Raw genomic sequence first — 24043 nt, forward strand, 5'->3', positions numbered from 1 at the left:
CGGTTACGTCCGGTCGTCGGCCTCGGGCTGCCGCTGTGGACCGGTCTGTCCCCGCAAGAGCGGGTCGCGATCCTTGCTCATGAGTTCGGGCACGGGCGGCACGGAGACGTGGCGAGTAGCTGGCTGATCCGGAGCGCGCAGTCTGTCCTCGACGAGCTGGGGGGACGTTCAGCGAGCAGCCGTTGGACCGGCTGCGGCGCCAACTCGGCCGCCGCGATCGCAGCGGTACGACGCTCGTCAGCCGGATGCTCAACTTCGTGGTCGGTGCACTGGTCCGCGCGGTCGGCTGGCTACACGAGCGGCTGTACCTGCGGAGCAGTCAGCGCGCCGAGTACCTCGCCGACCTGGCGGCAGCCGAGATCGCCGGCTCGGAGCCGACGGCGCAGGCCCTGGAGCGCACTCTGCTGGCGGACACCGCGTATCGCGCGATGGAACGCGCGCTGCGCCGGCCCGCCGGGATCGAGCCGCTGGAAGCGGTACGGCGGGCGGTCACCGAGGTCCCGGCGCGGGAGATCGAACGCCGGGTCCGCGCAAGCCGGTCCCGCGAGACGCGAACCGACTCCACCCATCCCCCGACCTACCTGCGTACCAAACTCCTCCGTACCAGGCCCGCGACCGCGCCACGGGTGACCCTGTCCCTTGCCCAGAGCCAGGCCATCGACCGCGAACTGGCCGATCTCGCCCGCCACGTCTTCGCACGGGCTGCTGCAGCTACACGTTGAGTGCCGGCTTGCGGAGTGCGGCGACCGCCTGGTCCGGGTGATCGGTGAAGACGCCCTGCAGCCCCAGTGCGGCGAAGCGGGTCAGTTCCGTCGCGAAGTCGGTCGCAGTCGGCAGGAAGCGACGCTCTGCGCGGAACGTCCACACCTGAACCTCCAGCCCGGCGCGGTGCGCATGGTCGACGAGATGGGTCGGTTCACCCAGGCAGCCATCCGCAGTACGCGGTACGACGAGGTCCTTGTGCGGCGCCAGCACCTGTGCGTACGTCGCGATCTCCCGGAGCCCCCGCGGCTCGATGAGGTCGGCGTACGTACGGCCGTCCCCTGTGCGCAGGAAGTCGTTCGGTGCGCTCTCGGAATCGACCAGCTGCACCAGCGGGACCTGTGCCATCACCGCGAGCCGCCGCAGGCTCGTCGGCTCGAACGACTGCACCATGATCTCCTCAGGGCGCAGCCGCAGCTCCAGAATCCGCTCCGTGAGCAGCTCCTCCAGCGGCAGCCCGAGCCGCCGGAAGTACGCCGGATGCTTGATCTCCGGGATCACCCCGATCGGCCGGCCGAGCCGCGCCGACTCGCGGCGCGCCAGCGCAACCACGTCGTCGAACGTGGGGATCTCCTCGAGCCCGTCGTAGGCCGTGTTGTTCGCCCGGAGCGCGGGCATCCGCTCCCGGGCCCGCAACGTACGCAGCTCGGCGTAGGTGAAGTCCTCGACGAACCAGCCGGTGACAGCGGTCCCGTCGACGATCTTGGTGATCTTCCGGTCCGCGAAGACCGGGTGCTCCGCCACGTCCGTCGTACCGGAGATCTCGTTCTCGTGCCGGCACACCAGGACGCCGTCCAGCGTGGCGACCAGGTCCGGCTCCAGGTAGTCGGCTCCCTGGACCGCGGCCAGCCGGTAGGCCGCCGGTGTGTGTTCCGGGCGGTAGCCACTCGCTCCCCGATGCGCGATCACGAACATGGATCCAGGACAGGGGTCGGACATTGCCCGACGGGAACCCGTTGCCCAACGCAAGGTGAAGGTCTACCGTCTGTCACCACGCAGCACGCCGCTGGAGAGCAGGTACTGCGCGACGCAGTAGGTCGCCATCACCAGATAGTCACGTCCCGCGAAGTCATATCCTGCCAAACCTGCGCCGATCAGCCCGTCCGAGATCAAGAACAGCGCTCCGCCCACCCCGGCGCGCCAGCCGTTCCAGGCACTCGTGACAGCCGTCGCAGTGACCAGCAACGAGTAGACAGCCACAGGGATCCGGTTGTCGCCCAGACCCGGCCACAGCAGGACCAGTGCCCCCAGCCAGACCACGCCGTACGCCGCTACGACTACTAGCGACCGTTTACGCGCACGGCGGGCGAACAGCATCACGTAGCAGACATGAGCCACACCGAACGCAGCCATGCCCGGTAGAAGCTGGTCCACCTGCAGCAGGAAGTCCCCGGCGAACGAGGCGACCAGCGCGACCAACAGCGTCGCCGGACCGCGGTTCAGCCGTACCCACACGGCCAGCACCGGCATCAGCAGCACCTTGGTGATCAGCTGCGACCACGTCTCACCGATCGCGATCGTGACCAGATGCACCACGGTCAGTACGGCGTACGCGATCAGCCAGCCCCGTCCCCTGTTCATGTCGTAGATGGTGCCGGTTCGGAGGGTCCACAGGTGCGATTAATTCGCATGCGAACTGTCGGAGCGGGGACCTAGCCTGAGTGAGCCATGAGACAACTGCCCCTCGCCGACCCCGGCGTCCCGGATCACCGTTCACCGACCCGCTACCTGTGGTGGGTCGCGGGCGGTCAGGCCCGCACGCTCGCCGGCGGGATGACGTTCGGCATCCTCTGGATGGCCGCGCAGGCGTTCATCCCGGCGATCCTCGGGCGGGCGATCGACGAGGGCATCGCGGCGCGGGACGGCGAGCGGCTGCTGCGCTGGACGGCGCTGCTGTTCGTGGTCGGCGTGGTGCAGGCGACGGCGGGCATCATGCGGCACCGGTTCGCGGTCACCAACTGGCTGACCGCGGCGTACCGGACGGTCCAGGCGGTGATCCGGAAGTCGGCCGACCTCGGTGCGACGCTGCCGAAGCAGCTGGCCACCGGTGAGGTGGTCAGCATCGGCGCCGGCGACCTGTCCTACATCGGCAACCTGATGGAGATCTCGGCCCGGTTCGCCGGCGCGATCGTCGCGTTCTTCGTGGTCGCGGTGATCCTGCTGTCGTCCTCGACCGTGCTCGGCCTGGTGGTGCTGATCGGCGTACCGGTGATGTTGTTCGCGCTCGGCCCGATGCTGCGGCCGCTGCACAAGCGCCAGTCCGCGCAGCGCGAGGCGGTCGGCGAGCTGAACTCGCTGGGCTCCGACATCGTGGCCGGTCTGCGGGTGCTGCGCGGGATCGGCGGCGAGGAGTCGTTCTCCCGGCGGTACCGGAGCGAGTCGCAGCAGGTACGGAAGGCCGGTGTGCGGGTCGCGGGCATCCAGTCGGTGCTGGACGCGGCGCAAGTGCTGCTCCCGGGCGTCTTCGTCGTACTCGTCGTCGGGCTGGGCGCGCACTTCGCGCTGCGCGGCGATCTGAGCGCGGGTTCGCTGGTGGCGTTCTACGGCTACGCGACGTTCCTGGTGCTGCCCCTGCGGACGGCGACCGAGTTCGCGAACCAGTTGATGCGCGGCCTCGTTGCCGCCGGGCGCGTGATCCGGGTGCTGAAGCTGGAGCCGGACGTCACCGACCCGGAGACGCCCGTACGGCTGCCGGAGCACGGCGACCTGGTCGACCCCGTCTCCGGCGTCCGCGCCCGCGACGGGCTGCTCACAGCGATCGTCTCCGCCGAGCCGGACAGCTACGGCGCACTGGCTGACCGTCTGGGTCGCTACGAGAACGCGAGCGAGGTCAGGTACGGCGGCGTGACGCTGGCGAGCGCTACCCGGACCGACATCCGCGAGCGGATCCTCGTGAGCGACACCGGCGCCCAGCTGTTCACGGGCGTGCTGCGTACGGAGCTGGATCCAGCAGGCCGCCACACCGACGACGAGCTGATGGCCGCGATTCGTACGGCGTCTGCCGAGGACGTGCTGATCGCGCTGCCGGACGGGCTCGACTCCGAGGTGGAGGAGAAGGGACGGTCGTTCTCCGGCGGCCAGCGGCAGCGGCTCGTACTGGTCCGGGCCCTGCTCGCGGACCCGTCCGTACTGGTCCTGGTCGAGCCGACGTCCGCTGTCGACGCGCACACCGAGGCGCGGATCGCGGACCGGCTGCGCGACCACCGGGCCGGCCGGAGCACCGTCGTACTGACCGCCAGCCCGCTGCTGCTCGACCGCGTCGACGAGGTGATCTTCGTCGCCGCCGGGCGGGTCGTTGCCGCTGGCAAGCACCGTGAGCTGCTCGCGTCCACCCCGGCGTACCGCCGGACCGTCACCCGCCAGACCGAAGCAGAGGAGGTCCTGCGATGAGGCAGATCCTGCCCGTGGCCGGGCCGGTAGAGATCCGGCGGCACGCCCGGAGGCTCGCGCGGCGCCACCCGCGGACCTTGCTGGTCGCGCTGCTGTTGCACGGCCTCGCGGCGGTGTCGGGGCTCGCGGCGCCGCGGTTGATCGGCAATCTCGTCGAGGACGTCCAGCACGGAACGACTGCCGTCAAGGTCAACCTGGTGATCGTCGTGATCGCCGGGTTCATCGTCGCACAGTCGCTGCTCACCCGCTGGGCGCGGTACAAGTCGTTCGCGCTCGGCGAGCAGGTGCTGGCCGAGCTGCGCGAGGAGTTCGTCGACAACGCGCTCGCACTGCCGATCGGGACAGTCGAGCGGGCCGGCACCGGTGACCTGCTGTCGCGGACCTCGCGGGACGTGGACACGCTGTCGCGCACGGTGCGGTTCGCCGTACCCGAGACGATCATCGCGTTCGTGACCGTGGTGTTCACCGCCGTCGCCACGCTGCTGGTCGGAGTGTGGGTGATCGTGCCGTTGGTGGCGATGGTGCCGTTGCTGTGGTTGAGCACGAAGTGGTACCTGCGTCGCGCCAAGGACGGGTACCTGCGGGAGAACGCGGCGTACGCGCAGATGACCAGCTCGCTCGCCGAGACGGTCGAAGGTGCGCGGACGGTCGAGGCGCTCCGGCGGTACGACGACCGCGTGCGGCGCGGGGACGAGGACATCCGCGGCAGCTTCCTGGCCGAGCGGTACACGTTGTTCCTGCGGACCGTGTACTTCCCGGCGGCTGAGCTCGGGTATCTCGTACCGGTCGTGGGCACGCTGCTGTTCGGTGGCTGGCTGCATCTCAACGGACACGCGTCTTTGGGCGCCGTGACCGCGGCAGTGCTCTACGTGAACCAGTTGATCGACCCGGTCGACCGGCTGCTGTCCTGGCTGGACGAGCTGCAATCGGGTGGTGCGGCGTTCGCCCGGTTGCTCGGGATCAGCGACGTACCCGACGACCGCACGCCGTCCGGGCAGGCGCCTGCCGGTGAGCTCGTCGAGGCGCGGGACGTACGGTTCTCGTACGTCGAGGGTCGCGACGTGCTGCACGGCGTCGACCTGACGATCCGGCCGGGTGAGCGGATCGCGATGGTCGGGCCGTCGGGCGCGGGCAAGTCGACGCTCGGCCGGTTGGTCGCGGGGATTCACCCGCCGCGCACCGGGTCGGTGACGGTCGGCGGTGTGGGCATGACGGAGCTCCCGTTGGACGAGCTGCGCAAGCAGGTCGCTCTGGTGACGCAGGAGCACCATGTGTTTGTGGGGACGCTGCGGGACAACCTGTCGATGGCACGTCCCTCTGCAACCGATGCGGAGTTGCTGGATGCGCTGGGCGCAGTAGACGCCCGCGAGTGGGCGGAGGGTTTGCCAGACGGCCTGGACACTCGCGTCGGGTCGGGGCAGGTGTCGCTGACACCTGCACAGGCCCAGCAACTCGCACTGGCCCGGCTGGTGCTGGCTGACCCGCATACGTTGGTGCTGGACGAGGCAACCTCACTGATCGACCCGAGAGCCGCCAGACACATGGAGCGCTCCCTGGCCGCAGTACTAGAGGGCCGCACGGTGATAGCAATCGCCCACCGCCTCTACACCGCCCACGACGCGGACCGCGTCGCCGTAGTAGAAGACGGCCGCATCACCGAACTGGGCAGCCACGACGAACTGGTAGCCCGCCAAGGCTCCTACGCCGCCCTGTGGAACTCCTGGCACGGCTAAGAGAACCCCCACCGGTTGGTGGGGGTTCTCTTAGCGTTTGCGTAGTAGGAGGACTGCGGAATCTACGTGGGGTGGTGGGGTGAAAGCTTCGCGCGGAAGGCGTAGGCCGAGGGTTGGGGTGTAGTGACGCAGCCACCGGTTCGCACCGGGTGCTTCGCCGCGGACCCACCGGTTCGCCACCTGTCGCTGCAGCACCAGATCAGCCGACACCAGGCGAGAGCCCTGTGACAGCAAGCGTTTCAGCAACAGCGTAGAGATGTTGTACGGCGGGCTCGACACCACCCGGAACGGCCGCGACGGCAACCGAAGGTCACCGGCGTCGGCCCGGACCACCGTCACCGGCGCGTCCGCGAACCGCCGGCGTAACCGGTCGGCACGACCAGGATGGAGTTCGACCGCGACCACCTGGGCGCCGGCCCGGACGAGCGGTGCGGTCAGCGCACCGAGTCCGGCCCCGACGTCGAGGACGAGTTCGCCGGGTTCGATCCCGGCCGCGTCCACAACCCGTTGGGCCCAACGACTATCGAGCGGATGCCATCCCCAGGCACCCCGCGCCTGCCCGGAGGCGGGCACGACGGACCATCACGAAGTACGTAATCATGCGACGACCCTAGAACCGCGTACCCGTCCGGCTCAAAGCATTTTCGGCGAAGCCCCCAGCGCGGTCACGGTCTCGGTCGTACGACGCTGCGCCAACTCGAGCCGCTGACGCCGAGCGGTGCCTTTCGCGAGCTCGCGCCGTACGTCGAGAACCCGCACGGGCAGGTCGTCGGTCATCAACAGCGGCGCGTACTCGGCCTGGGTCGTCCAGCCGCCGCCGTTCCGCGTGAAGGTGAAGCGCGTCAGCAGTCCCTCGGACTTGGTGCTGTCCGGTTCCCGATGCGCCGCGACCAGGTTGCCGTGCCCGTACGCGATCCACTTCCCGTCGATCTCCTGCATCGGCTGCACGACATGCGCGTGATGCCCGATCACCAGGTCGACGTTGCTGTCGGCAAGCAGTTCCGGACCGACCTCGCGCTGCTGGTCGTTCAGCTTGTCCGAGTACTCCGTACCCCAGTGGCAGCTGACGATCACCAGGTCGGCGCCCCGGTCGCGGGCGTCCTGCGCCTTGAGCCGGATCGACTTCGTGCTGATCTTGCCGGCCCGCCACGTCTCGCCGTTCGGGTACGGCAGCCCGTTGAACCCGAACGTGAAGCTCAGCGACGCGACCTTCACGCCGTGTACGTCGACGATCGTGACCCCCTCGGCCTCGGACCGCGTCCGCGCCGTACCCGCGTGCCTGAGACCGACCTTGTCGAGGGTGTCGAGAGTACGGTCCACACCGGCCGCGCCGCCGTCGAAGCTGTGGTTGCTGGCGGTGGTGCACAGGTCGTAGCCGGTCTGCTTGAGCGCAGTCGCGATCTGCGGCGGACCCTGGAAGAGCGGGTAGCCGTGGTACGGACCGCCGAGTTTCGCGAGCGGGGTCTCGAGGTGCGCGATGGCGAGATCCGCCTTCTGCACAAGGGGTTTGACGCTCGCCATCAGCGGCGCGAAGTCCCACTGCCCGTCGTTGCCGTCGCGTTTCGCGGTGGTCCAGAGACGTTCGTGCAGCAGTACGTCGCCGGTCGCGACCACTGTGACGCGGTCGGCCTTCTTGCCCTGCTTCGGCGCCTCGGTGGGTCGATCGCCGGTGTCGGCGTAGGTGTCCGCCATACAACCGGTCGTCGCCAGCGCCGCTGCTCCGGCGAGCATTCCCCCGAGTACCGCGCGTCGTCGAACAGCCATTCCCCAGCCCCCTTTGTCGTCGTTGAAGACGCCCGATTCGCCACGTTGGTTGGGACAGAGATCTGATCGTGTCCAAAGGTCTTGTGGTAGGAAGTGAGCCATGGTCGAGCTGAGGACGCCCGCGGAGATCGAACAGATGCGCGCGGCCGGACGCGTCGTGGCGACCGCCTTGCAGACCGTGAAGAAACACGCCACGGCCGGTGTCTCACTGCTCGAGCTCGACGAGGTGGCCCGGGACGTACTGCGGTCCGCCGGGGCGGTGTCGCTGTTCGACGGGTACCAGCCCGGGTTCGCGACATCGCCGTTCCGCGGTGTGATCTGTACGTCGGTGAACGACGCCGTACTCCACGGCCTGCCGAACGAGCTGCGCCTGCAGGACGGCGACCTGCTGAACGTCGACTGCGGCGCGTCCGTCGACGGCTGGTGCGCGGACTCGGCGATCAGCTTCTGCGTCGGTACGCCGCGCCCGGAGGACCTGGAGCTGATCGCAACCACCGAGCAGGCCCTCGCCGCCGGCATCGCGGCCGCCGTCCCCCGCAACCGCATCGGCGACATCGGCGCCGCCATCGGCCGAGTCGGCCGGCAAGCCGGCGTCGGCACCAACCTCGACTTCGGCGGCCACGGCATCGGCCGCCGCATGCACCAGGACCCCCACATCCCCAACAACGGCCGCCCCGGCCGAGGCCTCAGACTCGAACCAGGCCACGTCTTCGCAATCGAGCCCTGGTTCTGGACCGGCCCGAGCTCCACCTACCGCATAGACGAAGACGGCTGGACCCTCCGCTCAGCTGACCAAACCAGAGGCGCCCACGCCGAACACACCGTCGCCATCACCCCGAACGGCCCCCAAATCCTCACCCTCCCGTAAACCAGCGCCAACCCCCTTCAGAACAATGGGTCTTGGGGTGGGGGTGTTGGGTGCCTTCCGCGGATGGGTTCGGAGCGGTGGGGGGAGCGGCGGGCGAAGCCGTGCTTGGTGAGGAGGGGACGGACCTTGGTGTCGAAGGATCGTTGGTAGCTCGGGGCGGCGTACGAGCCGTGGGCGTAGAGGGACTCGTAGCGGGAGACCAGGGCGGGGTGGTCGTAGGCGAGCCACTTCATGAACCACTCCTTCACCCCGGGACGCAGATGGAGGACCAGTGGGGTGACGCCGGTGGCGCCGGCCTCGGACAGCAGACCAAGGAGGTGGTCGAGTTGCTCGGTCGAGTCGGTCAGCCAGGGGAGGACGGGGGCGACCATCACGCCGCATGGTAGGCCGGCGTCGCGGATGGTGCGGATGAAGTCGAGGCGGCCGCGGACCGACGGTACGCCGGGCTCCAACCGCCGGCGCAACACTTCGTCTCCCAGCGCCAGCGAGACGCCGATGCCTACCGACACATCAGCGGAGGCGGCGGACAGCAGACCGAGGTCGCGGCGGAGCAGTGTGCCTTTGGTGAGGATGGACAGCGGCGTGCCGGAGGAGGCGAGCGCCACGATGATGCCGGGCATCAGCTTGTACCGCCCCTCGGCGCGCTGGTACGGATCCGTATTGGTGCCAAGGGCAACCGGTTCGCGGGACCAGGACGGGCGGGCGAGTTCGCGGCGCAGAACTTCGGCGACGTTGGTCTTCACAACGATCTGCCGGTCGAAGTCCTGCCCGGCGTCGAGCTCAAGGTACTTGTGGGTCGGGCGGGCGAAGCAGTACCGGCAGGCATGCGTGCAACCGCGGTACGGATTCACGGTCCAGTTGAACGGCAGCGCCGTACCAGGGACCGAGTTCAGCGCGGACCGCGCCAGCACTTCATGGAACGTGATCCCCTGGAACTCAGGTGTCGTCACCGACCGGACCAGCCCCGCGATCGACCCGAGCCCCGGCAACGTGCCCGGGGTCTCCACATCGAGTTGCTGACCCGCCCATCTCATGTCTATAGTCGAACACATGTTCGATCCACGGTCAAACCGCGGCAGCCCGCGCAGCCTCCTCCACCCGGGCCCGGTACGCCGCCCACCACTCGGCGTCCTGCTCCGGCAGGTTCGAGTTCCCGGCACTCATCCCGGCCGCGCCGTCGAGCTGCTCACGCAGGATGTCCGCGTGACCGGCATGCCTGTTCGTCTCCGCGATCACGTGGACGAGGATCCCGTGCAGCGTCGTGTCCGGCTTCCGCCACCACGGCACCACGCCAGGCGCGTCCAGCGGCAGCGCCTCGATCGTCGCGTCCGCATGCGCCCACACCCGCCGGTACAGGCCGACGATGTCCGCACGGGACTCGTCCGCGGTGACCCACGCGTCGGCGTTCGGCTCCGCGTCGTCGTCCCACCAGGTCATCTCCTCCGGGAACGGGCGGTCGAAGGTCTGGCCGAAGTACCAGGCCTCGACGATCGACAGGTGCTTGACCAGCCCGAGCAGGTTGGTCCCGGTCGGCGTCAGCGGCCGCCGGATGTCGTACTCACCGAGCCCGTCGAGCTTCCAGAGCATCGTCTCGCGGACCTTGCGGAGGTAGTCGTGCATCAGATCCTTCACATCCGCGATCATGCCAGTCCACGGAAGGCCTCCACGTTCGCCTTCGCCCATTCGGCGTACGTCGTGCCCGCACGACCGGTCAGCTCGAAGACCGCCGGCTCGGGCTTCATCGGGTGCTCCGCCATCATCCGGAAGCCGTCGAGCAGCCACCGCGCGGTCTCCAACCCGATCACCGGCGCCAACGCCTCCAGGTATGAAGCCGGCGTCTGCTCCTCGAAGCGCACCTCCCGCCCGATCGCCGCCGCGATCTGCGCAACCTGCTCCGGCGGCGTGATCCCCTCCGGACCGCTCATCACGATCTTCTGCCCGCCGTACCGCTCCGACAGCAGCACCACTCGCGCCACCGCGGCGATGTCGGCGAGGTCGATCGGCGTCTGGACGGCGTTCGGGTAGGGCGCCCGTACGACCCCCTCGGCCTTGATCGACGGCGCCCAGCCGAGCGTGTTGTTCATGAACTGCCCGGGCCGCAGGAACGTCCACTCGAAACCGCCGGCCTCGATCGCCCGCTCCAGCCGGTAGTAGTGCCACGTCGCCGGATCCTGTTGCGCCTCGTACTCGGCCGGCTCCCCCGACAGTACGACGACCCGCCGCACGCCGGCGTCCCGCGCGCAGCGGACGAACTCGTCGACGTACGCCGGAAGGGGCGCGAGGTACACCGTGTCGACACCGGCGAGCGCCGCGGGCAGCGTCCGCGGCTTCCCGAGGTACCCGCGGGCCAGCTCCACGCCCTCCGGCAGCGCCGCCCGCACCGGATCGTTCGTCAGCGCCCGCACCGGCGCCCCAGCCGCGACCAGCTCGTCGACCAGCAATCGTCCGACATTCGCCGTCGCACCCGTCACCAAGATCATGCCCAGCTCCTCTCGAAGAATTCTCGTAGGGTATACGATAATTCAACTGAGCGCCTATCGTAGGCCGGGTGAGTGAGCGGCGCAGTGGTGAGGGGCAGCCGGACCGGACGCTGGCGTTGTTGTGGCGCAACCACCGTCAACCGGCCGCGGACCCGGAGCGGAAACGTGGTGCCGGACGCCGCCCGTCGCTGAACATCGACGACGTCATCCAGGCGGGTATCCGGCTCGCGGACGAACGAGGTCTCGCGGCGGCGTCGATGGGTGGGCTCGCGAAGGAGCTCGGCGTCGGCACGATGACGCTCTACACGTACGTACCGTCCAAAGAAGAGCTCTTGGACCTCATGGTCGACCAGGTGCTCGGAGAGCGCCGTCTGCCCGGCCCGGGCGAACCACGGCCGGAGGACTGGCGCGAGCAAGTCGAGGTGTACTCCGTCGAGACCCGTCAGATGTTCCAGAAGCACCTGTGGCTGTCGCAGGTCTCCACGATCCGCCCTCCGGTCGGCCCGGGCATGCTGGCGGGCCGTGAGTACCTCCTGTCCGTGCTGCTCGGTCTAGGACTCACACCGGCCGAGACGAACACGGCAGCGCTGGCGATCACGACGTACGTCGACTCAGCGGCCAGCCTGGAGGCAGAGAGCCGACTGGTCGAGCAGGCGACCGGACAGACCAACGACGCCTGGTGGTACGAGCGGAACGACCTGTGGGAGACGTACTTCGACGTCGAACAGCACCCCGCGATGACGACGATCTGGCACGCCAACGGGTACAAGTCGACCGCCCACGACGCGTACCGGTACGGGCTGGACCGTCTGCTCGACGGCATCCAGCCCTAGCCCGTCACAGCAACAAGCTGCGACGCATCACTCCCACTCGATGGTGCCCGGGGGCTTGCTGGTCACGTCGAGGGTGACCCGGTTGATCTCGTCGACCTCGTTGGTGATGCGGGTCGAGATGCGTTCGATCACGTCGTACGGCAGGCGGGCCCAGTCCGCGGTCATCGCGTCCTCGCTGGTGACGGGGCGCAGTACGACAGGGTGACCGTACGTGCGGCCGTCGCCCTGGACGCCGACCGAGCGGACGTCGGCGAGCAGCACGACCGGGAACTGCCAGATGTCCCGGTCCAGCCCGGCCGCGGTCAGCTCGGTACGGGCGATCAGGTCCGCGGCGCGCAGGATGTCCAGGCGCTCGCGGGTGACCTCACCGATGATCCGGATCCCCAGGCCGGGGCCCGGGAACGGGTGCCGGTAGACCATCGTCTCCGGCAGCCCGAGCGCCAGGCCGAGCTCGCGGACCTCGTCCTTGAACAGCGTCCGCAGCGGCTCGATCAGGCTGAACTGCAGGTCGTCCGGCAGGCCGCCGACGTTGTGGTGCGACTTGATGTTGGCCGCGCCGGCGCCGCCGCCGGACTCGACGACGTCCGGGTACAGCGTGCCCTGAACGAGGAACTCGATGTGCCGTTCGGCGTCCACCTTCCGCGCGGTCGCCTCGAAGGTCCGGATGAACTCGCGGCCGATGATCTTCCGCTTCTGCTCTGGGTCGGTGACGCCGGCGAGCGCGGTCAGGAACTGGTCCTCCGCGTCGATCGCCTCCAGCCGGATCCCGATCGCGGCGACGAAGTCCTTCTCGATCTGCTCGGACTCACCGGCCCGCTGCAGGCCGTGGTCGACGTACACGCAGGTCAGCTGGTCGCCGATCGCCTTGTGCACCAGCGCGGCCGCCACCGCTGAGTCGACGCCGCCGGACAGCGCGCACAGCACCTGCTTGTCGCCGACCTGCTCGCGGATCAGCGCGACCTGCTCGTCGACCACGTTCGTCGTCGTCCAGTCGCCCTTGCAGCCGGCGATCTCGTACAGGAAGTGCTCCAGCACGGTCTGCCCGGCCTGCGAGTGCAGGACCTCCGGGTGCCACTGCACCCCGGCGAGCCTGCGGTCCAGGTCCTCGAACGCCGCGACCGGCGCACCCTCGGACCCGGCGAGTACGGCGAAACCGGCGGGCGGGGCGTGGACGGCGTCACCGTGCGACATCCACACGTTCAGGTCCTCGGGGATGCCCGCGAGCAGCGTCCCCGCCGTGCTGACGGTGACCGGCGTACGGCCGAACTCACGCAGCCCGGTACGGCGAACCTCCCCGCCGAGCGTCTGCGCCATCGCCTGGAACCCGTAGCAGATCCCGAACGCCGGAACGCCCGCCTCGAACAGCCCCGAGTCGACCCGCGGCGCGCCCTCGGCGTACACCGACTGCGGCCCGCCGGACAGGATGATCGCCTTCGGGCCCTTCGCCAGCATCTCCTCGACCGGCATCGAGTGCGGCACGATCTCGGAGTACACCTTCGCCTCGCGCACCCGCCGCGCGATCAGCTGCGCGTACTGCGCCCCGAAGTCGACAACCAGTACCAGCTCATGTTCCGCCACGCCCAAAGCCTATCGGTGCAGGTCAGCAGGGCTGTAATCCGCCGGACGCGCACTCACCGGCAGCGGCTCGTTGGTCACCTCCAGCCCCGGAAACCGCCGCCGCATCTTCGCCTCGTGCCGGGCAGCCGAGGCCGGCTCGCCGATGTAGTCCGCAATCTGGTTCGGCCCGAACCACAGCCGCACCCGGCGCCGAGAGGAAGAGCTCACGACCCCAGACGCTAGCGACGCCAGTTGTCCCCAGTGTTACCGCCGGTTACAACCCTGAGACACTACGAAACATGCTGAGGGCCCGTCGGTGCAGACCGACGAGCCCTCAGGTGTTCATGTAACGGAGAGACCTGCCTCCGCCTTCACGAAGAAGTTTAGGAACATGCCCCCTGCAAATCAAACCCCCCGCGATCACACGGTGGTCGCCCGAAAGCTGAGTACCCCACGTCTCGCGCCGTACTTGGCGGCGACGGACAACAACGTCCGCCGGGCGCTGACTCTGTACCAATGGAGCGTCGAGCTGTCCGGTGCGGTGTACGAGTGCTTGCACCGGTTCGAGGTCGTGGTGCGCAACGCGCTCGACGAACAACTCTGCAGCTGGAACTCCGCTCAACGCGATCGGGAGACCGGCCGGACACACTCGGCCGACTGGTTGCTGGACCCAGCACGCCTGCTCCGCCGGCTGGCCGGCGACGACATCCGCAAAGCGACCCGGCGGGCGCACACCGCACTCCGAGGTACAGGCAGGGCACCCGGGCACCCCGACGTACTCGCGCAGCTGAGCTTCGGCACCTGGCGCTTCCTGCTCCCCGACAACGATCCGGGCAGACAGCATCTGTGGAACAAGGCGCTGGCGGCCGCGTTCCCGCGCCTGGCCGGCGTCCCGTCGGATCTGGTGGACCACGTCGACCACATCTACAAGCTGCGCAACCGCGTTGCCCATCTCGAGCCCTTGCTCAACTCGGCTATGGTCGCCGATCGGCTGGGGCGGATGCGGACTGTGCTCCTCGCGATCGACCCGGTGCTCGAGACGTGGTTCGTGTCGCGGCAGCGCGTTACGACGATGCTGAAGGCGAAGCCTTAGTCACTCGGAGGCGCCTGGGGGCTCTGAAGGACAGCAGGTCGATCAGTGGTGGGGGCTCTGTCAGGTGCAGGTCGGGTAGTAGGTGTTGGGCGCATTCCAGGGCGACTCGGGTTTCTAGGCGGGTCAGGGCGGCGCCCAGGCAGCGGTGGATGCCTAGGCCGAAGGCTAGGTCGGCTGGGCCACCCTGTTTGGTGAGGGTGAGGAGGAGGGGCGCCTGGGCGGGGAGGTCGACCTCGCCGAGGGTGGTGGGGGTGGCGGTGGTTCGGCGCCAGGTGGGGACAGAGGAGGCGGTTCGGAGGACTTCCTCCACGAGCTCGACCGGGGTGATCGGTTTGCCCAGGGCGTGGTGGAAGGCGGTGGAGATGAGTTGGGTGGTCGTCTCCTGGCCGGCGATGAGGAGGAAGTAGCCGACGGCGCAGACCTCTTCGTCGGTCAGGCCGAGCTGGACGAGTACGCCGAACAGGTCGGCGGTGGCGGTTTGGCGGGCGGCCGTCGTACGGGTTCGGAGCCAGGCGTAGAACTCGGCGGCGCTGTGCGCTAGCTCGAGCTGGCGGTCATCGCCGGGAGTCCCCCAGAAGAGTTCGAGGGAGTCGAGGCTCCAGGCTTTCAGGGCTGGTACGTCGACATTCTCGAGGCCGAGGAGGTGGAGCAGTACGAGGGCCGGCGGCTCGGCGGCGATCGCTTGGACGAGGTCGACCTCGGCGCCGGTCGCGAGAGCCTCGGCCGCGGCGGTGACGCGGGACATGTTGAGCTCGCGGGCCAGGGGCTCGACAGCGGCGACCCGGGCCGGGCTGAAGAACCGGGCAACGGCCGCGCGGATCGGCCGGTGTGACGCGCCCGCGTTGTTCGCAAGCGTCGGCGGCAACGCAAACCCGACCGACGACAGCACCCGGAGAGCCTTCACCGACAGCGGAGTATGAGCCAGCACGGCGTTGTCCGGCCGAAACAGCTCCGGCTGCAGCAGCACGTCCCGCACCACCACGGGATCCTCCACCACCCAATACCCGAGCCCCTCGTCGAACCGGGCCGGACACCCACTCACGCAAGCCACCCCAGGCCCGCCGTGGCGTGCACACCAAGACCGCACTCAGACCGGCTCACCGAAGCACCCCGAGCCGATCGCCGCGGGTGCGCAGCCCGCACAGCCGGTCGCCGCGGGTGCGCAGCCCGCACAGCCGGTCGCCGCGGGTGCGCAGCCCGCACAGCCGGTCGCCGCGGGTTGCAGCCCGCGCAGCCGGTCGCTGCGGGTGTGTTGCTCGCGCAGGCGGTGGTCGCAGGTGTGCGGCCCGCGCGGCCGGTACGCAGGCTCCGCGAGCACCCGCCACGGCTCGGCCACGCTCATCCCGCCTGGAAGGGCTCACTCGAACCAGCCTGGGGCGGCGGAGCGGAACTCCTCTCGGGAGGACTTTCCGGCGTCGGCGGGGATCTTGCCGAGGACGGGCGCTCCGGAGGTGGCGGGGAGGTCTTCGAGGTTGCACTGTTCGGCCAGGTCGGGGGCTGCCGGCCAGGAGCCGATGACGAGGCCCTCGACAGGGAGGCCGCGGGATCGCAGCGCGTCGACGGTCAGGCCGGTGTGGTTGAGGGTACCGAGGCCGGCCCGGGTCACGACCACGAAGCGGAACGGGTTGGTGAGGTGTTCCGCGAGGTCGGCCAGGTTGTTGCCGTCGGCATCCAGGCCGACGAGGAGGCCGCCGGCGCCCTCGACCAGCACGGTGTCGTAGCTGCGGGCCAGTTCGTCGATCGACGCGGCGCACTGCTCGACCGACGGCAGGTCGATCCCCGCCCGCCGGGCCGCGGTGGTCGGCGCCAGGGGCTCCGGCAGCCGGACGCCTTCGTGCAACGTGGTCACGCCGCTGAGCCGCTCGACCTCGGCGAGGTCACCTGGTTCGTCCGGCGCCACGCCGGTCTGCGCCGGCTTCACGACCGCGACCGAATCCCCGGCCAGCACCGCGAGCGCGGCAGTGACGACCGTCTTACCGATACCGGTGTCCGTACCGGTGACGAAAGTGATCATGAAACCTGACCGATCGCATCGACGATCACGGCCACGGCGCGATCGAGATCTGCTGCTGACAACCCGGCGTGCGCGGTGAGGCGGAGGCGGCTGACGCCGTCGGGGGTTGAGGGCGGGCGAAAGCTGCCGACCCGGACACCGTTGCCGAAGCACACCTCGGCCGCGGCCACCGCCTCGCGGGGCCCCGGCATCGGGATCGAGACGACAGGCCCCGCGGCAGGCGGGACGCCCGTCGCATCAGCAAGGCGGGCGGTCGCGGCGTGGATGCGGGACGGGCGGTCGGGCTCGGCCGCGAGGATCTGGAGGGCGGCGAGGGCGGCGGCGCAGGCGGCTGGGTTGAGGCCGGTGTCGTAGATGAACGGACGCGAGCGGTTGATCAGGTGGTCGCGCAGCAGGGACGGTCCGAGTACGACGCCACCCTGCGAAGCCATCGACTTCGAGAGGGTCATGGTAACGATGACGTGGTCGAGGCCGGCCAGGCCCAACGCGTGGACCGAGCCGTGGCCGTCGCCCGTCACGCCCAGACCGTGGGCCTCGTCGACGAGGAGTACGGCATCGTGGGCCGCGGCGGTGGCGGCGAGCGCGGTCAGCGGGGCCTCGTCACTGAGGACGGAGAAGACCGACTCGGTCATCACCAGGGCGTGCGGTTCGTTGCGTTCGGCAAGGAGTTTCTCGACCACGCCGACGTCGTTGTGCGGGAAGACCTCGACGCGGGACCGGGAGAGCCGGCACGCGTCGACGAGCGAGGCGTGGATGTGTTCGTCGGAGATCAGCAGGGTGCCGGGGCCGCCGAGGGCAGTGACGACGCCGAGGTTGGCGAGGTACCCGGACGAGAACGCGAGCGCCGACTCCTGCCCGGCGTACGCCGCCAGCGCGGATTCGAGCTGCTCGTGGAGTTCCGTCGTACCGGTGACCAGGCGGGACGCGGTCGATCCGGTCCCCCAGGTGCGGACTGCCTCGGCAGCCGCTTCGATCACGCGTGGGTCGCGGGCGAGCCCGAGATAGTCGTTGCCTGCCAGGTCGATCAGGTCGTCTGCGGCGGCCCGGGCGCGGAGCCGGCGCGTCAGGCCGCGGGCTTCCAGAGCCGCGGCCTTCGGAGCGAGCCAGTCCTCGAGCATCAGCCGGCCTCCTCGACCGCGCCGGTGATTGCGGTGGCGATGGTGGTGATGTCGTCGTCGGTGCAGACGTACGGCGGCATCGTGTAGACGAGGTCGCGGAACGGCCGCACCCACACGCCGCGCCGCAGAGCCGCAGCAGTCATCGTTGGTAGGTCCACCGGTCCGTTCAGTTGTACGACGCCGACCGCGCCGATCACCCGCACATCCTTCACCGCGGACAACTCCCGCGCCGCAGCCAACCCCGACGAAAGCCCCGCGGAGATAGAACGAACCCGAGCAGCCCAGTCCTGGGAGAGCAGAAGATCGAGGGAAGCGAGGGCGACAGCACAGGCGAGCGGGTTGGCCATGAAGGTGGGCCCGTGCATCAGTGCGCCACCGGGACCGTTCGAAACAGCGGAAGCGACGTCCGACGTACAGAGCATCGCGGCCAGCGACAAGTAGCCGCCGGTCAGGGCCTTGCCGACGCAGAGGATGTCCGGGTCGACGCCTGCGTGCTCGGACGCGAACAAGGTGCCGGTCCGCCCGAAGCCGGTCGCGATCTCATCGAAGATGAGCAGGAAGCCGTGGCGGTCGGCGAGTTCGCGGAGTACGCGGAGGCAGGCGGGGCTGTACGGGTACATGCCGCCGGCGCCCTGCAACACCGGCTCGACGATGATTGCCGCGATCTCATCCGAATGCGACGAGGCCAGCGCAGCCATCGCGTCGGCCCACGCCACCAGTTCCGGATCATCGGGCGGCCGATCGAAGTCGCCCGGCGGCTGAGGGCCGAAGACCTGATCCTTCAACGCGCCGGTGAAGAGGGAGTGCATGCCGTTGACCGGGTCGCAGACGCTCATCGGGGCGAAGGTGTCGCCGTGATACCCGCCGCGTACGGTCAGCATCCGCGTCCGCCCGACCCGGCCGCGGGCGACCTGGTACTGCAGCGCCAGCTTGATCGCGACCTCGACCGAGACCGAGCCCGAGTCGCAGAAGAAAACATGCTGCAAGGGTGCAGGCGTGATCTCGACCAGCCGTTCCGCGAGCCGGATAGCCGGTTCGTGGGTCAGCCCACCGAACATCACGTGACTGAACGAGTCCACCTGCCGCTTCACAGCAGAGTCGAGTGCCGGATGCCGGTAACCGTGGATCATGCACCACCACGAAGCCATCGCATCGATGGCCTCGATTCCGCCGTCGAACTGCAGCCGTACGCCGGACGCGCCCGTGACCAGCTGCACCGGCGACGGCGAGCTCAGCGACGAGTACGGATGCCAGAGCAGCTCCGCGTCATGAGCAAGCAGGTCGGACATCAGGAGGCAACCTCACCGTGAACCGAACAGCGGGCCGTCCACCCCATCGGATGCACCTGGACGATCATCCGCCGCCGGCACTCCGTGCAGTACCGAGGCGGCTCCAACGCCAAGGCCTGGACGCACACCTCGTGACGCCCCTCGAGCCCACATCGTCCGCAGTACGTCATAGGGTCTTCTGCAGCTCCTTCACCGGCATCTTCAGCTCGGCGAGCAGGTCGAGGTCGGCGGTTGCCGGGCGGCCCAGGGTGGTCAGGTAGTTGCCGACGATGACCGCGTTGATGCCGCCGAGCAGGCCGTCGCGGGTACCCAGGTCGCCGAGGGTCAGCTCGCGGCCGCCGGCGTACCGCAGGACCGTCCGCGGCATTGCCAGCCGGAACGCGGCGATCGTACGCAGCGCGTCCTTGCCGTCCATCACGTCGAGATCGCCGAACGGGGTCCCCGGCCGCGGGTTGAGGAAGTTCAGCGGGACCTCGTGCGGGTCGAGCTCGGCGAGCTGCGCGGCCAACTCGGCGCGCTGCTCCAAGGACTCGCCCATCCCGACCAGACCGCCGCAGCAGAGTTCCATCCCGGACTCACGCACCATCAGGCAGGTCTCCCAGCGCTCCTCGAACGAGTGCGTGGTGACGACATCCCCGAAATACGACCGAGCCGACTCGAGGTTGTGGTTGTAGCGGTGCACACCCCAGGACTTCAGCTCGTCGACCTGCGCCTGGGTGAGCATGCCCAGCGAGCAGGCGATGTTGATGTCGACCTCGGCGTTGATCGCGTCGATCCCGGCCTTGACCTGGGACATCAGCCGCTCGTCCGGCCCGCGGACCGCGGCCACGATGCAGAACTCGGTGGCACCGGTCTTCGCGGTCTCCTTGGCCGCCTCGACCAGCTCCGGGATGTTCAGCCAGACCGCGCGGACCGGCGAGGTGAACTGGCCGGACTGCGAGCAGAAGTGGCAGTCCTCGGGACAGCCGCCGGTCTTCAGCGAGATGATCCCCTCGACCTCGACCTCCTCACCGCACCACTTCACCCGGACGTCGTGCGCCAGCGCGAGCAATTCCGGCAGCCGCTCGTCGGGCAGCCCGAGCACCGAGACCAATTGCTCCTGGCTCAGCCCGATGCCCTGCTCCAGAACCTGCTCACGCGCCACGTCCAGGATCTCGCTCACGCCTCCGCCTCGCTTCGCTCGGCTCCGGCGTGACCGAGAAGCTCGACTCTGCTATTTGTTCGCTCGCTTCGCTCGCTCACGAGTTCTCCTGCCTCATCAGAACGGTCCGGCTCACAGTAGGACAACCGGGTACGCGGGTACTGCGGCGGGCGTCACGTGGAACACATCCGGCCGAAGTGCATCACCGCCACTCTCCGCACTCCCCCGGAAAAGTTTCTGGATTTTTCTGTGGAACCTCGTAACCCCCCGTAGATGGGCTCGTTGATGTGTGCAGAGGCGGTTACCGCAAGGAAGACCGCCACCCGATTACCAAGAGCTACAAAGGCCGATCATTACGATCAGCACGCAGAGTGGTCACAAGGCCCGAAGCCCCTGGAAATCGGATGTAAGGTAGTGACCAAGAGCTCGGGTCGCCAGCTGTGGTTGGTGACCCGATCCCAAAGCGCCGGGCGCCTCACCCCGGCTTGAGTGGGTCCCTCGGGAAACGATTTGGGCGGAAACGTTCCCGAGGGACCTGCTCCCTTTTCTGAACCTTTTCAGAAGAGCCTGGGGCAATTCGGAAAGCCTCAGCAACCTACTGCTGAGGCTTTTTCATTTGCGTCGAATTCCGCCGTTCTGTTACGACTCCGTCACAGCCTGCTTCGGAAAGATCGGCAGCCGCAACGCCCCCGGCGCATCGTCCGGTACGACCGGACGCTCGGGCTTCACCGGCTGGATCCGCTGGTAGGCCGAACCGATCGCCGGCCGCGGATCCGCCGCGCCCTTGTTCGGCCAGAACGACAGCGCCCGCTCGGCCTGGGCAGTGATCGTCAGCGACGGGTTGACGCCGAGGTTCGCGGAGATCGTCGACCCGTCCACGATGTGCAGGCCGTCGTACCCGTAGACGCGGTGGTACGGGTCCACCACACCGGTCGCGGCCGAGTCCCCGATCGCGCAGCCGCCGATGAAGTGCGCCGTCATCGGTACGTTGAACGGCTCCCCGATCGTGCCGCCCGGGGTCCCGTTCATCAGCTTGGCCATCCGCCGGACCACCTGGTTCGCGACCGGGATCCAGGACGGGTTCGGGGCGCCGTGGCCCTGCTTGGACGTCAGCTTCCAGCGGCCGAGCCGGTCCCGCTTGCCGTACGTCGTGATCGAGTTGTCCGCGGTCTGCATGACGAGCGCGATCACGGTCCGCTCGGACCAGTGCTTGAGGTCGTACAGCCGGCGGATGTTCTTCCGCTGCACGCCCAGCTCGCGCAGCCAGGTCCGCCAGCGCGGCTTGTCGCCGTCGCCGTCGGTCAGCACGGTCTGCAGCAGCGACATCGCGTTGCTGCCCTTCCCGTACCGGACCGGCTCGATGTGGGTGATGTCGTCCGGGTGGAACGACGAGGTGATCGCGACGCCGCGCGTGTAGTCGACGTCGGTCTCCCGCGAGATCGCTCCGAGCAGGGACTCCGAGTTCGTCCGGGTCAGCAGGCCGAGCCGGTCCGACAGCTTGGGCAGCTTCCCCTCGTCGCGCAGCCTGTGCAGGAGCTTCGCCGTACCGAGAGCCGACGCCGCAAAGATCACCTGCTGAGCGGTGAAGCGCCGGGTCACCTTCCGATGAGTCGTACGGCGGGTGTCGATCGCGTACCCGCCGTCAGCCAGCGGCTCGACCGACGTGACCGTGGTCAGCGAGTAGACCTCGGCGCCGGACTTCTCGGCCAGGTAGAGGTAGTTCTTCGTCAGCGTGTTCTTCGCGTTGTGCCGGCAGCCGGTCATGCACTCACCGCAGTCGATGCAGCCGGTACGCCGCGGTCCGGCGCCACCGAAGTACGGATCGTCGACCTCGACACCGGGCTCACCGAAGAACACGCCGACCGGCGTCGGGTGGAACGTGTCCCCCACGCCCATGTCCTCCGCGACCTGCTTCATCACCTTGTCGGCCGGCGTGAACCCCGGGTACGTCGTGACGCCGAGCATCCGCTTCGCCTGGTCGTAGTACGGCGCGAGCTCGGCCTTCCAGTCGGTGATGTGCGACCAGGCGCGGTCTGTGTAGAAGGCGGGCAGCGGTTCGTACAAGGTGTTCGCGTACACCAGGCTGCCGCCGCCGACGCCCGCGCCGGACAGGATGATCACGTCCCGCAGCGCGCTGATCCGCTGGATCCCGTACATCCCCAACCGAGGCGCGAACAGGAACCGCTTGGTGTCCCACGAGTTCTTCGCGTACGACGCGTCGTCGAACCGCGCACCGGCCTCGAGTACGGCGACCCGGTACCCCTTCTCGGTCAACCGCAGAGCCGACACCGACCCACCGAAGCCGGACCCGATGACGACGACGTCGTAGTCGAAACTCACGGGCGGCCGATCTTCTTCAGTACTCGGAGTGCGCCGGTCATCAGCTCGGCGAACTTCTCGTCGGAGATGCCGTGCGAGGCCGCGATCGGGATCAGCCGCTGGGTCGCGATCGCCTGCGGTTCGACGTACCGGCGGATGCCCTCGACGCCCTGCCGACGGCCGAGACCGGACGAACGCATGCCGCCCATCGGGGTGTCGATCGACCCGAAGGTCGCGCCGTACCCCTCGTTGACGTTGACGGTGCCGGCCATCAGCTGCGCGGCGACCGCACGACCACGCCGGCCGTCCCGGGTCCACACGCTCGCGTTCAGGCCGTACTCGCCCTCGTTCGCGCGCTGGATCGCCTCGGACTCGTCGGAGAACCGGTAGATCGAGACGACCGGGCCGAACGTCTCGTTGTCGAAGCACTCCATCGCCGGCGTGACGCCGGACAGCACTGTCGGCTCGTAGAACAGCGGACCGATGTCGGGACGCGGCTTCCCACCGGCCAGAACAGTCGCACCGCGAGAGCGGGCGTCCTCGACGTGCCGGGTGACCGTTTCCAGCTGCGCCTTCGAGATCAGCGAGCCCATGTCGACGTCCCAGCCGGTGCCGGCGCTCAGGCGGAGCTTCTTCACCCGGTCCACGAAGGCGGTGACGAAGGCGTCGTACACCTGGTCGGCGACGTACAGCCGTTCCATCGAGACGCACAGCTGGCCGGCGTTCGCGAAACAAGCGCGGACCGCACCCTCGGCGGCGCGGTTGATGTCGGCGTCCCGCAGCACCAGCATCGGGTTCTTGCCGCCGAGCTCGAGGCTGCAGCCGATCAGCCGCTCACCGGCCTGCTTCGCGACCAGCCGGCCGGTCTTCGTCGAGCCGGTGAAGCAGATGTAGTCGGCGTTCTGGATCAGCGCGCCGCCGACGGTCGGGCCGTCGCCGTTCACCGCGAGCCACGCCTCCCGCGGCAGACCGGCCTCGTACAGCAGCTCGATACCGCGCAGCGCGGTCAGCGGGGTCTGGCTGTCGGGTTTGTGGACGACCGTGTTGCCGGCCAGGATCGCGGGCAGACCGTCCGAGATCGCCATCGTCAGCGGGTAGTTCCACGGCGAGATGATGCCGACGACACCCTTCGGGACGAAGCGTTCCTCGGCCCGGGTCAGTACCGGGAAGATCCCCAGCTTGCGGCGCGGCTCGAGCAGCTCGAAGGCCTTGCGGCCGTAGTACCGCGCGGTCAGCGCGACGTGCGCGAGTTCCTCGAACGCCTGCTTCCGGGCCTTGCCGGACTCGCGGATGATCAGGTCGACCAGCTCGTGCCGGTGGTCGAGGACCAGGTCGTGGTACCGCAGCAGGATCGCGGCGCGCTCCTCGAGCGGCACCCGGCGCCAGGTCTGCTGGGTCTTCCGGGCCACCCGGACGGCCGCGACCACGTCGTCCTCGCTGGAGGTCGGCAGGTCCGCGATCGGCTGCCCGGTGGCCGGTGCGTACGACGTCCGGGTGCCGGCCGTCGCGCGCAGCAACCCCGACAACCGGCGGATGACCGACTGGTCGGTCGCGTACGACGCGGTCGGGTCGAGCTCCGGATCCGCGGGAATCGACGTCTGCTCGCTCATACTCGAAGGCTACCTGCCGGTAATAGCCGCTGTCAGTATCAGAGAATGGTTAAGCTGATCCGCTGAACCTGC

General features: G+C 68.9%; 24 protein-coding genes. 6 read left to right on the forward strand and 18 right to left on the reverse strand.

Features of this window, described 5'->3' with window-relative positions; all coding sequences use genetic code 11:
* The first annotated feature begins 182 nt into the window (after positions 1 to 182).
* A complete protein-coding gene (locus ACZ5BU_RS04805; RefSeq protein WP_465695581.1) occupies positions 183 to 722 on the forward strand; it encodes a hypothetical protein in 540 nt (179 codons plus the stop codon).
* On the opposite strand, the gene ACZ5BU_RS04810 is transcribed toward ACZ5BU_RS04805, so the two are convergent.
* Positions 712 to 1677 (reverse strand): glycerophosphodiester phosphodiesterase, encoded by a 966-nt coding sequence (locus ACZ5BU_RS04810; protein ID WP_465695582.1) that lies wholly within the window; start codon positions 1675 to 1677, stop codon positions 712 to 714. The genes ACZ5BU_RS04805 and ACZ5BU_RS04810 overlap by 11 nt on opposite strands.
* A gap of 63 nt (positions 1678 to 1740) precedes the next feature.
* Complete coding sequence (locus tag ACZ5BU_RS04815) at positions 1741 to 2343, reverse strand: lysoplasmalogenase (protein WP_465695584.1); 603 nt, start codon at positions 2341 to 2343, stop codon at positions 1741 to 1743.
* Positions 2344 to 2430: 87 nt separating this feature from the next.
* Between ACZ5BU_RS04815 and ACZ5BU_RS04820 the strand changes: the two genes are divergently transcribed.
* Positions 2431 to 4152, forward strand: coding sequence for an ABC transporter ATP-binding protein (locus tag ACZ5BU_RS04820; protein ID WP_465695585.1), 1722 nt, complete (start codon positions 2431 to 2433; stop codon positions 4150 to 4152).
* Complete coding sequence (locus ACZ5BU_RS04825) at positions 4149 to 5885, forward strand: ABC transporter ATP-binding protein (protein WP_465695587.1); 1737 nt, start codon at positions 4149 to 4151, stop codon at positions 5883 to 5885. The genes ACZ5BU_RS04820 and ACZ5BU_RS04825 overlap by 4 nt, the downstream gene beginning before the upstream one ends.
* 30 nt (positions 5886 to 5915) lie before the next feature.
* On the opposite strand, the gene ACZ5BU_RS04830 is transcribed toward ACZ5BU_RS04825, so the two are convergent.
* Positions 5916 to 6458 carry an rRNA adenine N(6)-methyltransferase family protein gene (locus ACZ5BU_RS04830; protein WP_465695588.1) on the reverse strand — a complete coding sequence of 181 codons (543 nt, stop codon included), beginning with the start codon at positions 6456 to 6458 and terminating at the stop codon, positions 5916 to 5918.
* Positions 6459 to 6518: 60 nt separating this feature from the next.
* Entirely contained in the window at positions 6519 to 7649 is a 1131-nt protein-coding gene (locus ACZ5BU_RS04835; RefSeq protein ID WP_465695589.1) for a CapA family protein, read from the reverse strand.
* A gap of 100 nt (positions 7650 to 7749) precedes the next feature.
* Here ACZ5BU_RS04835 and map point away from each other — a divergent pair, with 100 nt between their 5' ends.
* The gene (gene map, locus ACZ5BU_RS04840; protein WP_465695591.1) at positions 7750 to 8517 is read left to right on the forward strand and encodes a type I methionyl aminopeptidase; all 768 of its coding nucleotides are present in this window, start codon (positions 7750 to 7752) and stop codon (positions 8515 to 8517) included.
* Between the two features lie 17 nt (positions 8518 to 8534).
* Here map and ACZ5BU_RS04845 read toward each other — a convergent pair whose 3' ends face one another.
* From ACZ5BU_RS04845 to ACZ5BU_RS04855, 3 genes are read right to left on the reverse strand one after another with little or no spacing between them, the layout of a single operon-like run.
* Positions 8535 to 9551 carry an Rv2578c family radical SAM protein gene (locus ACZ5BU_RS04845; protein ID WP_465695593.1) on the reverse strand — a complete coding sequence of 339 codons (1017 nt, stop codon included), beginning with the start codon at positions 9549 to 9551 and terminating at the stop codon, positions 8535 to 8537.
* Positions 9552 to 9582: 31 nt separating this feature from the next.
* The gene (locus tag ACZ5BU_RS04850) at positions 9583 to 10149 is read right to left on the reverse strand and encodes a DinB family protein (protein ID WP_465695595.1); all 567 of its coding nucleotides are present in this window, start codon (positions 10147 to 10149) and stop codon (positions 9583 to 9585) included.
* Between the two features lie 8 nt (positions 10150 to 10157).
* The gene (locus ACZ5BU_RS04855; RefSeq protein WP_465695596.1) at positions 10158 to 10997 is read right to left on the reverse strand and encodes an SDR family oxidoreductase; all 840 of its coding nucleotides are present in this window, start codon (positions 10995 to 10997) and stop codon (positions 10158 to 10160) included.
* 68 nt (positions 10998 to 11065) lie between these two features.
* On the opposite strand from ACZ5BU_RS04855, the gene ACZ5BU_RS04860 reads away from it, so the two are divergent.
* A complete protein-coding gene (locus ACZ5BU_RS04860; RefSeq protein WP_465695597.1) occupies positions 11066 to 11830 on the forward strand; it encodes a TetR/AcrR family transcriptional regulator in 765 nt (254 codons plus the stop codon).
* 27 nt (positions 11831 to 11857) lie between these two features.
* Here ACZ5BU_RS04860 and guaA read toward each other — a convergent pair whose 3' ends face one another.
* Both guaA and ACZ5BU_RS04870 read right to left on the reverse strand, forming a co-directional pair.
* Entirely contained in the window at positions 11858 to 13408 is a 1551-nt protein-coding gene (guaA, locus tag ACZ5BU_RS04865; protein WP_465695599.1) for a glutamine-hydrolyzing GMP synthase, read from the reverse strand.
* Positions 13409 to 13417: 9 nt separating this feature from the next.
* Entirely contained in the window at positions 13418 to 13615 is a 198-nt protein-coding gene (locus ACZ5BU_RS04870) for a hypothetical protein (protein WP_465695600.1), read from the reverse strand.
* A 199-nt stretch (positions 13616 to 13814) separates the two neighbouring features.
* Here ACZ5BU_RS04870 and ACZ5BU_RS04875 point away from each other — a divergent pair, with 199 nt between their 5' ends.
* Complete coding sequence (locus tag ACZ5BU_RS04875; RefSeq protein ID WP_465695602.1) at positions 13815 to 14480, forward strand: hypothetical protein; 666 nt, start codon at positions 13815 to 13817, stop codon at positions 14478 to 14480.
* Here ACZ5BU_RS04875 and ACZ5BU_RS04880 read toward each other — a convergent pair.
* The 9 genes from ACZ5BU_RS04880 to ACZ5BU_RS04920 all read right to left on the reverse strand — a co-directional run bounded on the left by ACZ5BU_RS04880 (position 14452) and on the right by ACZ5BU_RS04920 (position 23971).
* Entirely contained in the window at positions 14452 to 15522 is a 1071-nt protein-coding gene (locus ACZ5BU_RS04880; RefSeq protein ID WP_465695603.1) for a cytochrome P450 family protein, read from the reverse strand. The genes ACZ5BU_RS04875 and ACZ5BU_RS04880 overlap by 29 nt on opposite strands.
* Positions 15523 to 15567: 45 nt before the next feature.
* The gene (locus tag ACZ5BU_RS04885; protein WP_465695605.1) at positions 15568 to 15822 is read right to left on the reverse strand and encodes a hypothetical protein; all 255 of its coding nucleotides are present in this window, start codon (positions 15820 to 15822) and stop codon (positions 15568 to 15570) included.
* Positions 15823 to 15837: 15 nt separating this feature from the next.
* A complete protein-coding gene (bioD, locus tag ACZ5BU_RS04890; protein WP_465695607.1) occupies positions 15838 to 16494 on the reverse strand; it encodes a dethiobiotin synthase in 657 nt (218 codons plus the stop codon).
* Positions 16491 to 17612 carry an 8-amino-7-oxononanoate synthase gene (locus ACZ5BU_RS04895; protein WP_465695609.1) on the reverse strand — a complete coding sequence of 374 codons (1122 nt, stop codon included), beginning with the start codon at positions 17610 to 17612 and terminating at the stop codon, positions 16491 to 16493. Before ACZ5BU_RS04895 ends, bioD begins: the two co-directional genes overlap by 4 nt.
* Positions 17612 to 18901, reverse strand: a complete 1290-nt coding sequence (locus tag ACZ5BU_RS04900) for an adenosylmethionine--8-amino-7-oxononanoate transaminase (RefSeq protein WP_465695610.1) — start codon at positions 18899 to 18901, stop codon at positions 17612 to 17614. The genes ACZ5BU_RS04895 and ACZ5BU_RS04900 overlap by 1 nt, the downstream gene beginning before the upstream one ends.
* A complete protein-coding gene (bsaP, locus tag ACZ5BU_RS04905; RefSeq protein WP_465695611.1) occupies positions 18901 to 19071 on the reverse strand; it encodes a biotin synthase auxiliary protein BsaP in 171 nt (56 codons plus the stop codon). The genes ACZ5BU_RS04900 and bsaP overlap by 1 nt, the downstream gene beginning before the upstream one ends.
* The gene (gene bioB, locus ACZ5BU_RS04910; protein ID WP_465695613.1) at positions 19068 to 20063 is read right to left on the reverse strand and encodes a biotin synthase BioB; all 996 of its coding nucleotides are present in this window, start codon (positions 20061 to 20063) and stop codon (positions 19068 to 19070) included. The genes bsaP and bioB overlap by 4 nt, the downstream gene beginning before the upstream one ends.
* Before the next feature lie 618 nt (positions 20064 to 20681).
* Entirely contained in the window at positions 20682 to 22382 is a 1701-nt protein-coding gene (locus tag ACZ5BU_RS04915; RefSeq protein ID WP_465695615.1) for a GMC oxidoreductase, read from the reverse strand.
* Positions 22379 to 23971 carry a succinic semialdehyde dehydrogenase gene (locus tag ACZ5BU_RS04920; RefSeq protein ID WP_465695616.1) on the reverse strand — a complete coding sequence of 531 codons (1593 nt, stop codon included), beginning with the start codon at positions 23969 to 23971 and terminating at the stop codon, positions 22379 to 22381. The genes ACZ5BU_RS04915 and ACZ5BU_RS04920 overlap by 4 nt, the downstream gene beginning before the upstream one ends.
* Positions 23972 to 24043 lie beyond the last annotated feature (72 nt).

This window comes from Kribbella sp. NPDC031520 (assembly GCF_055580825.1).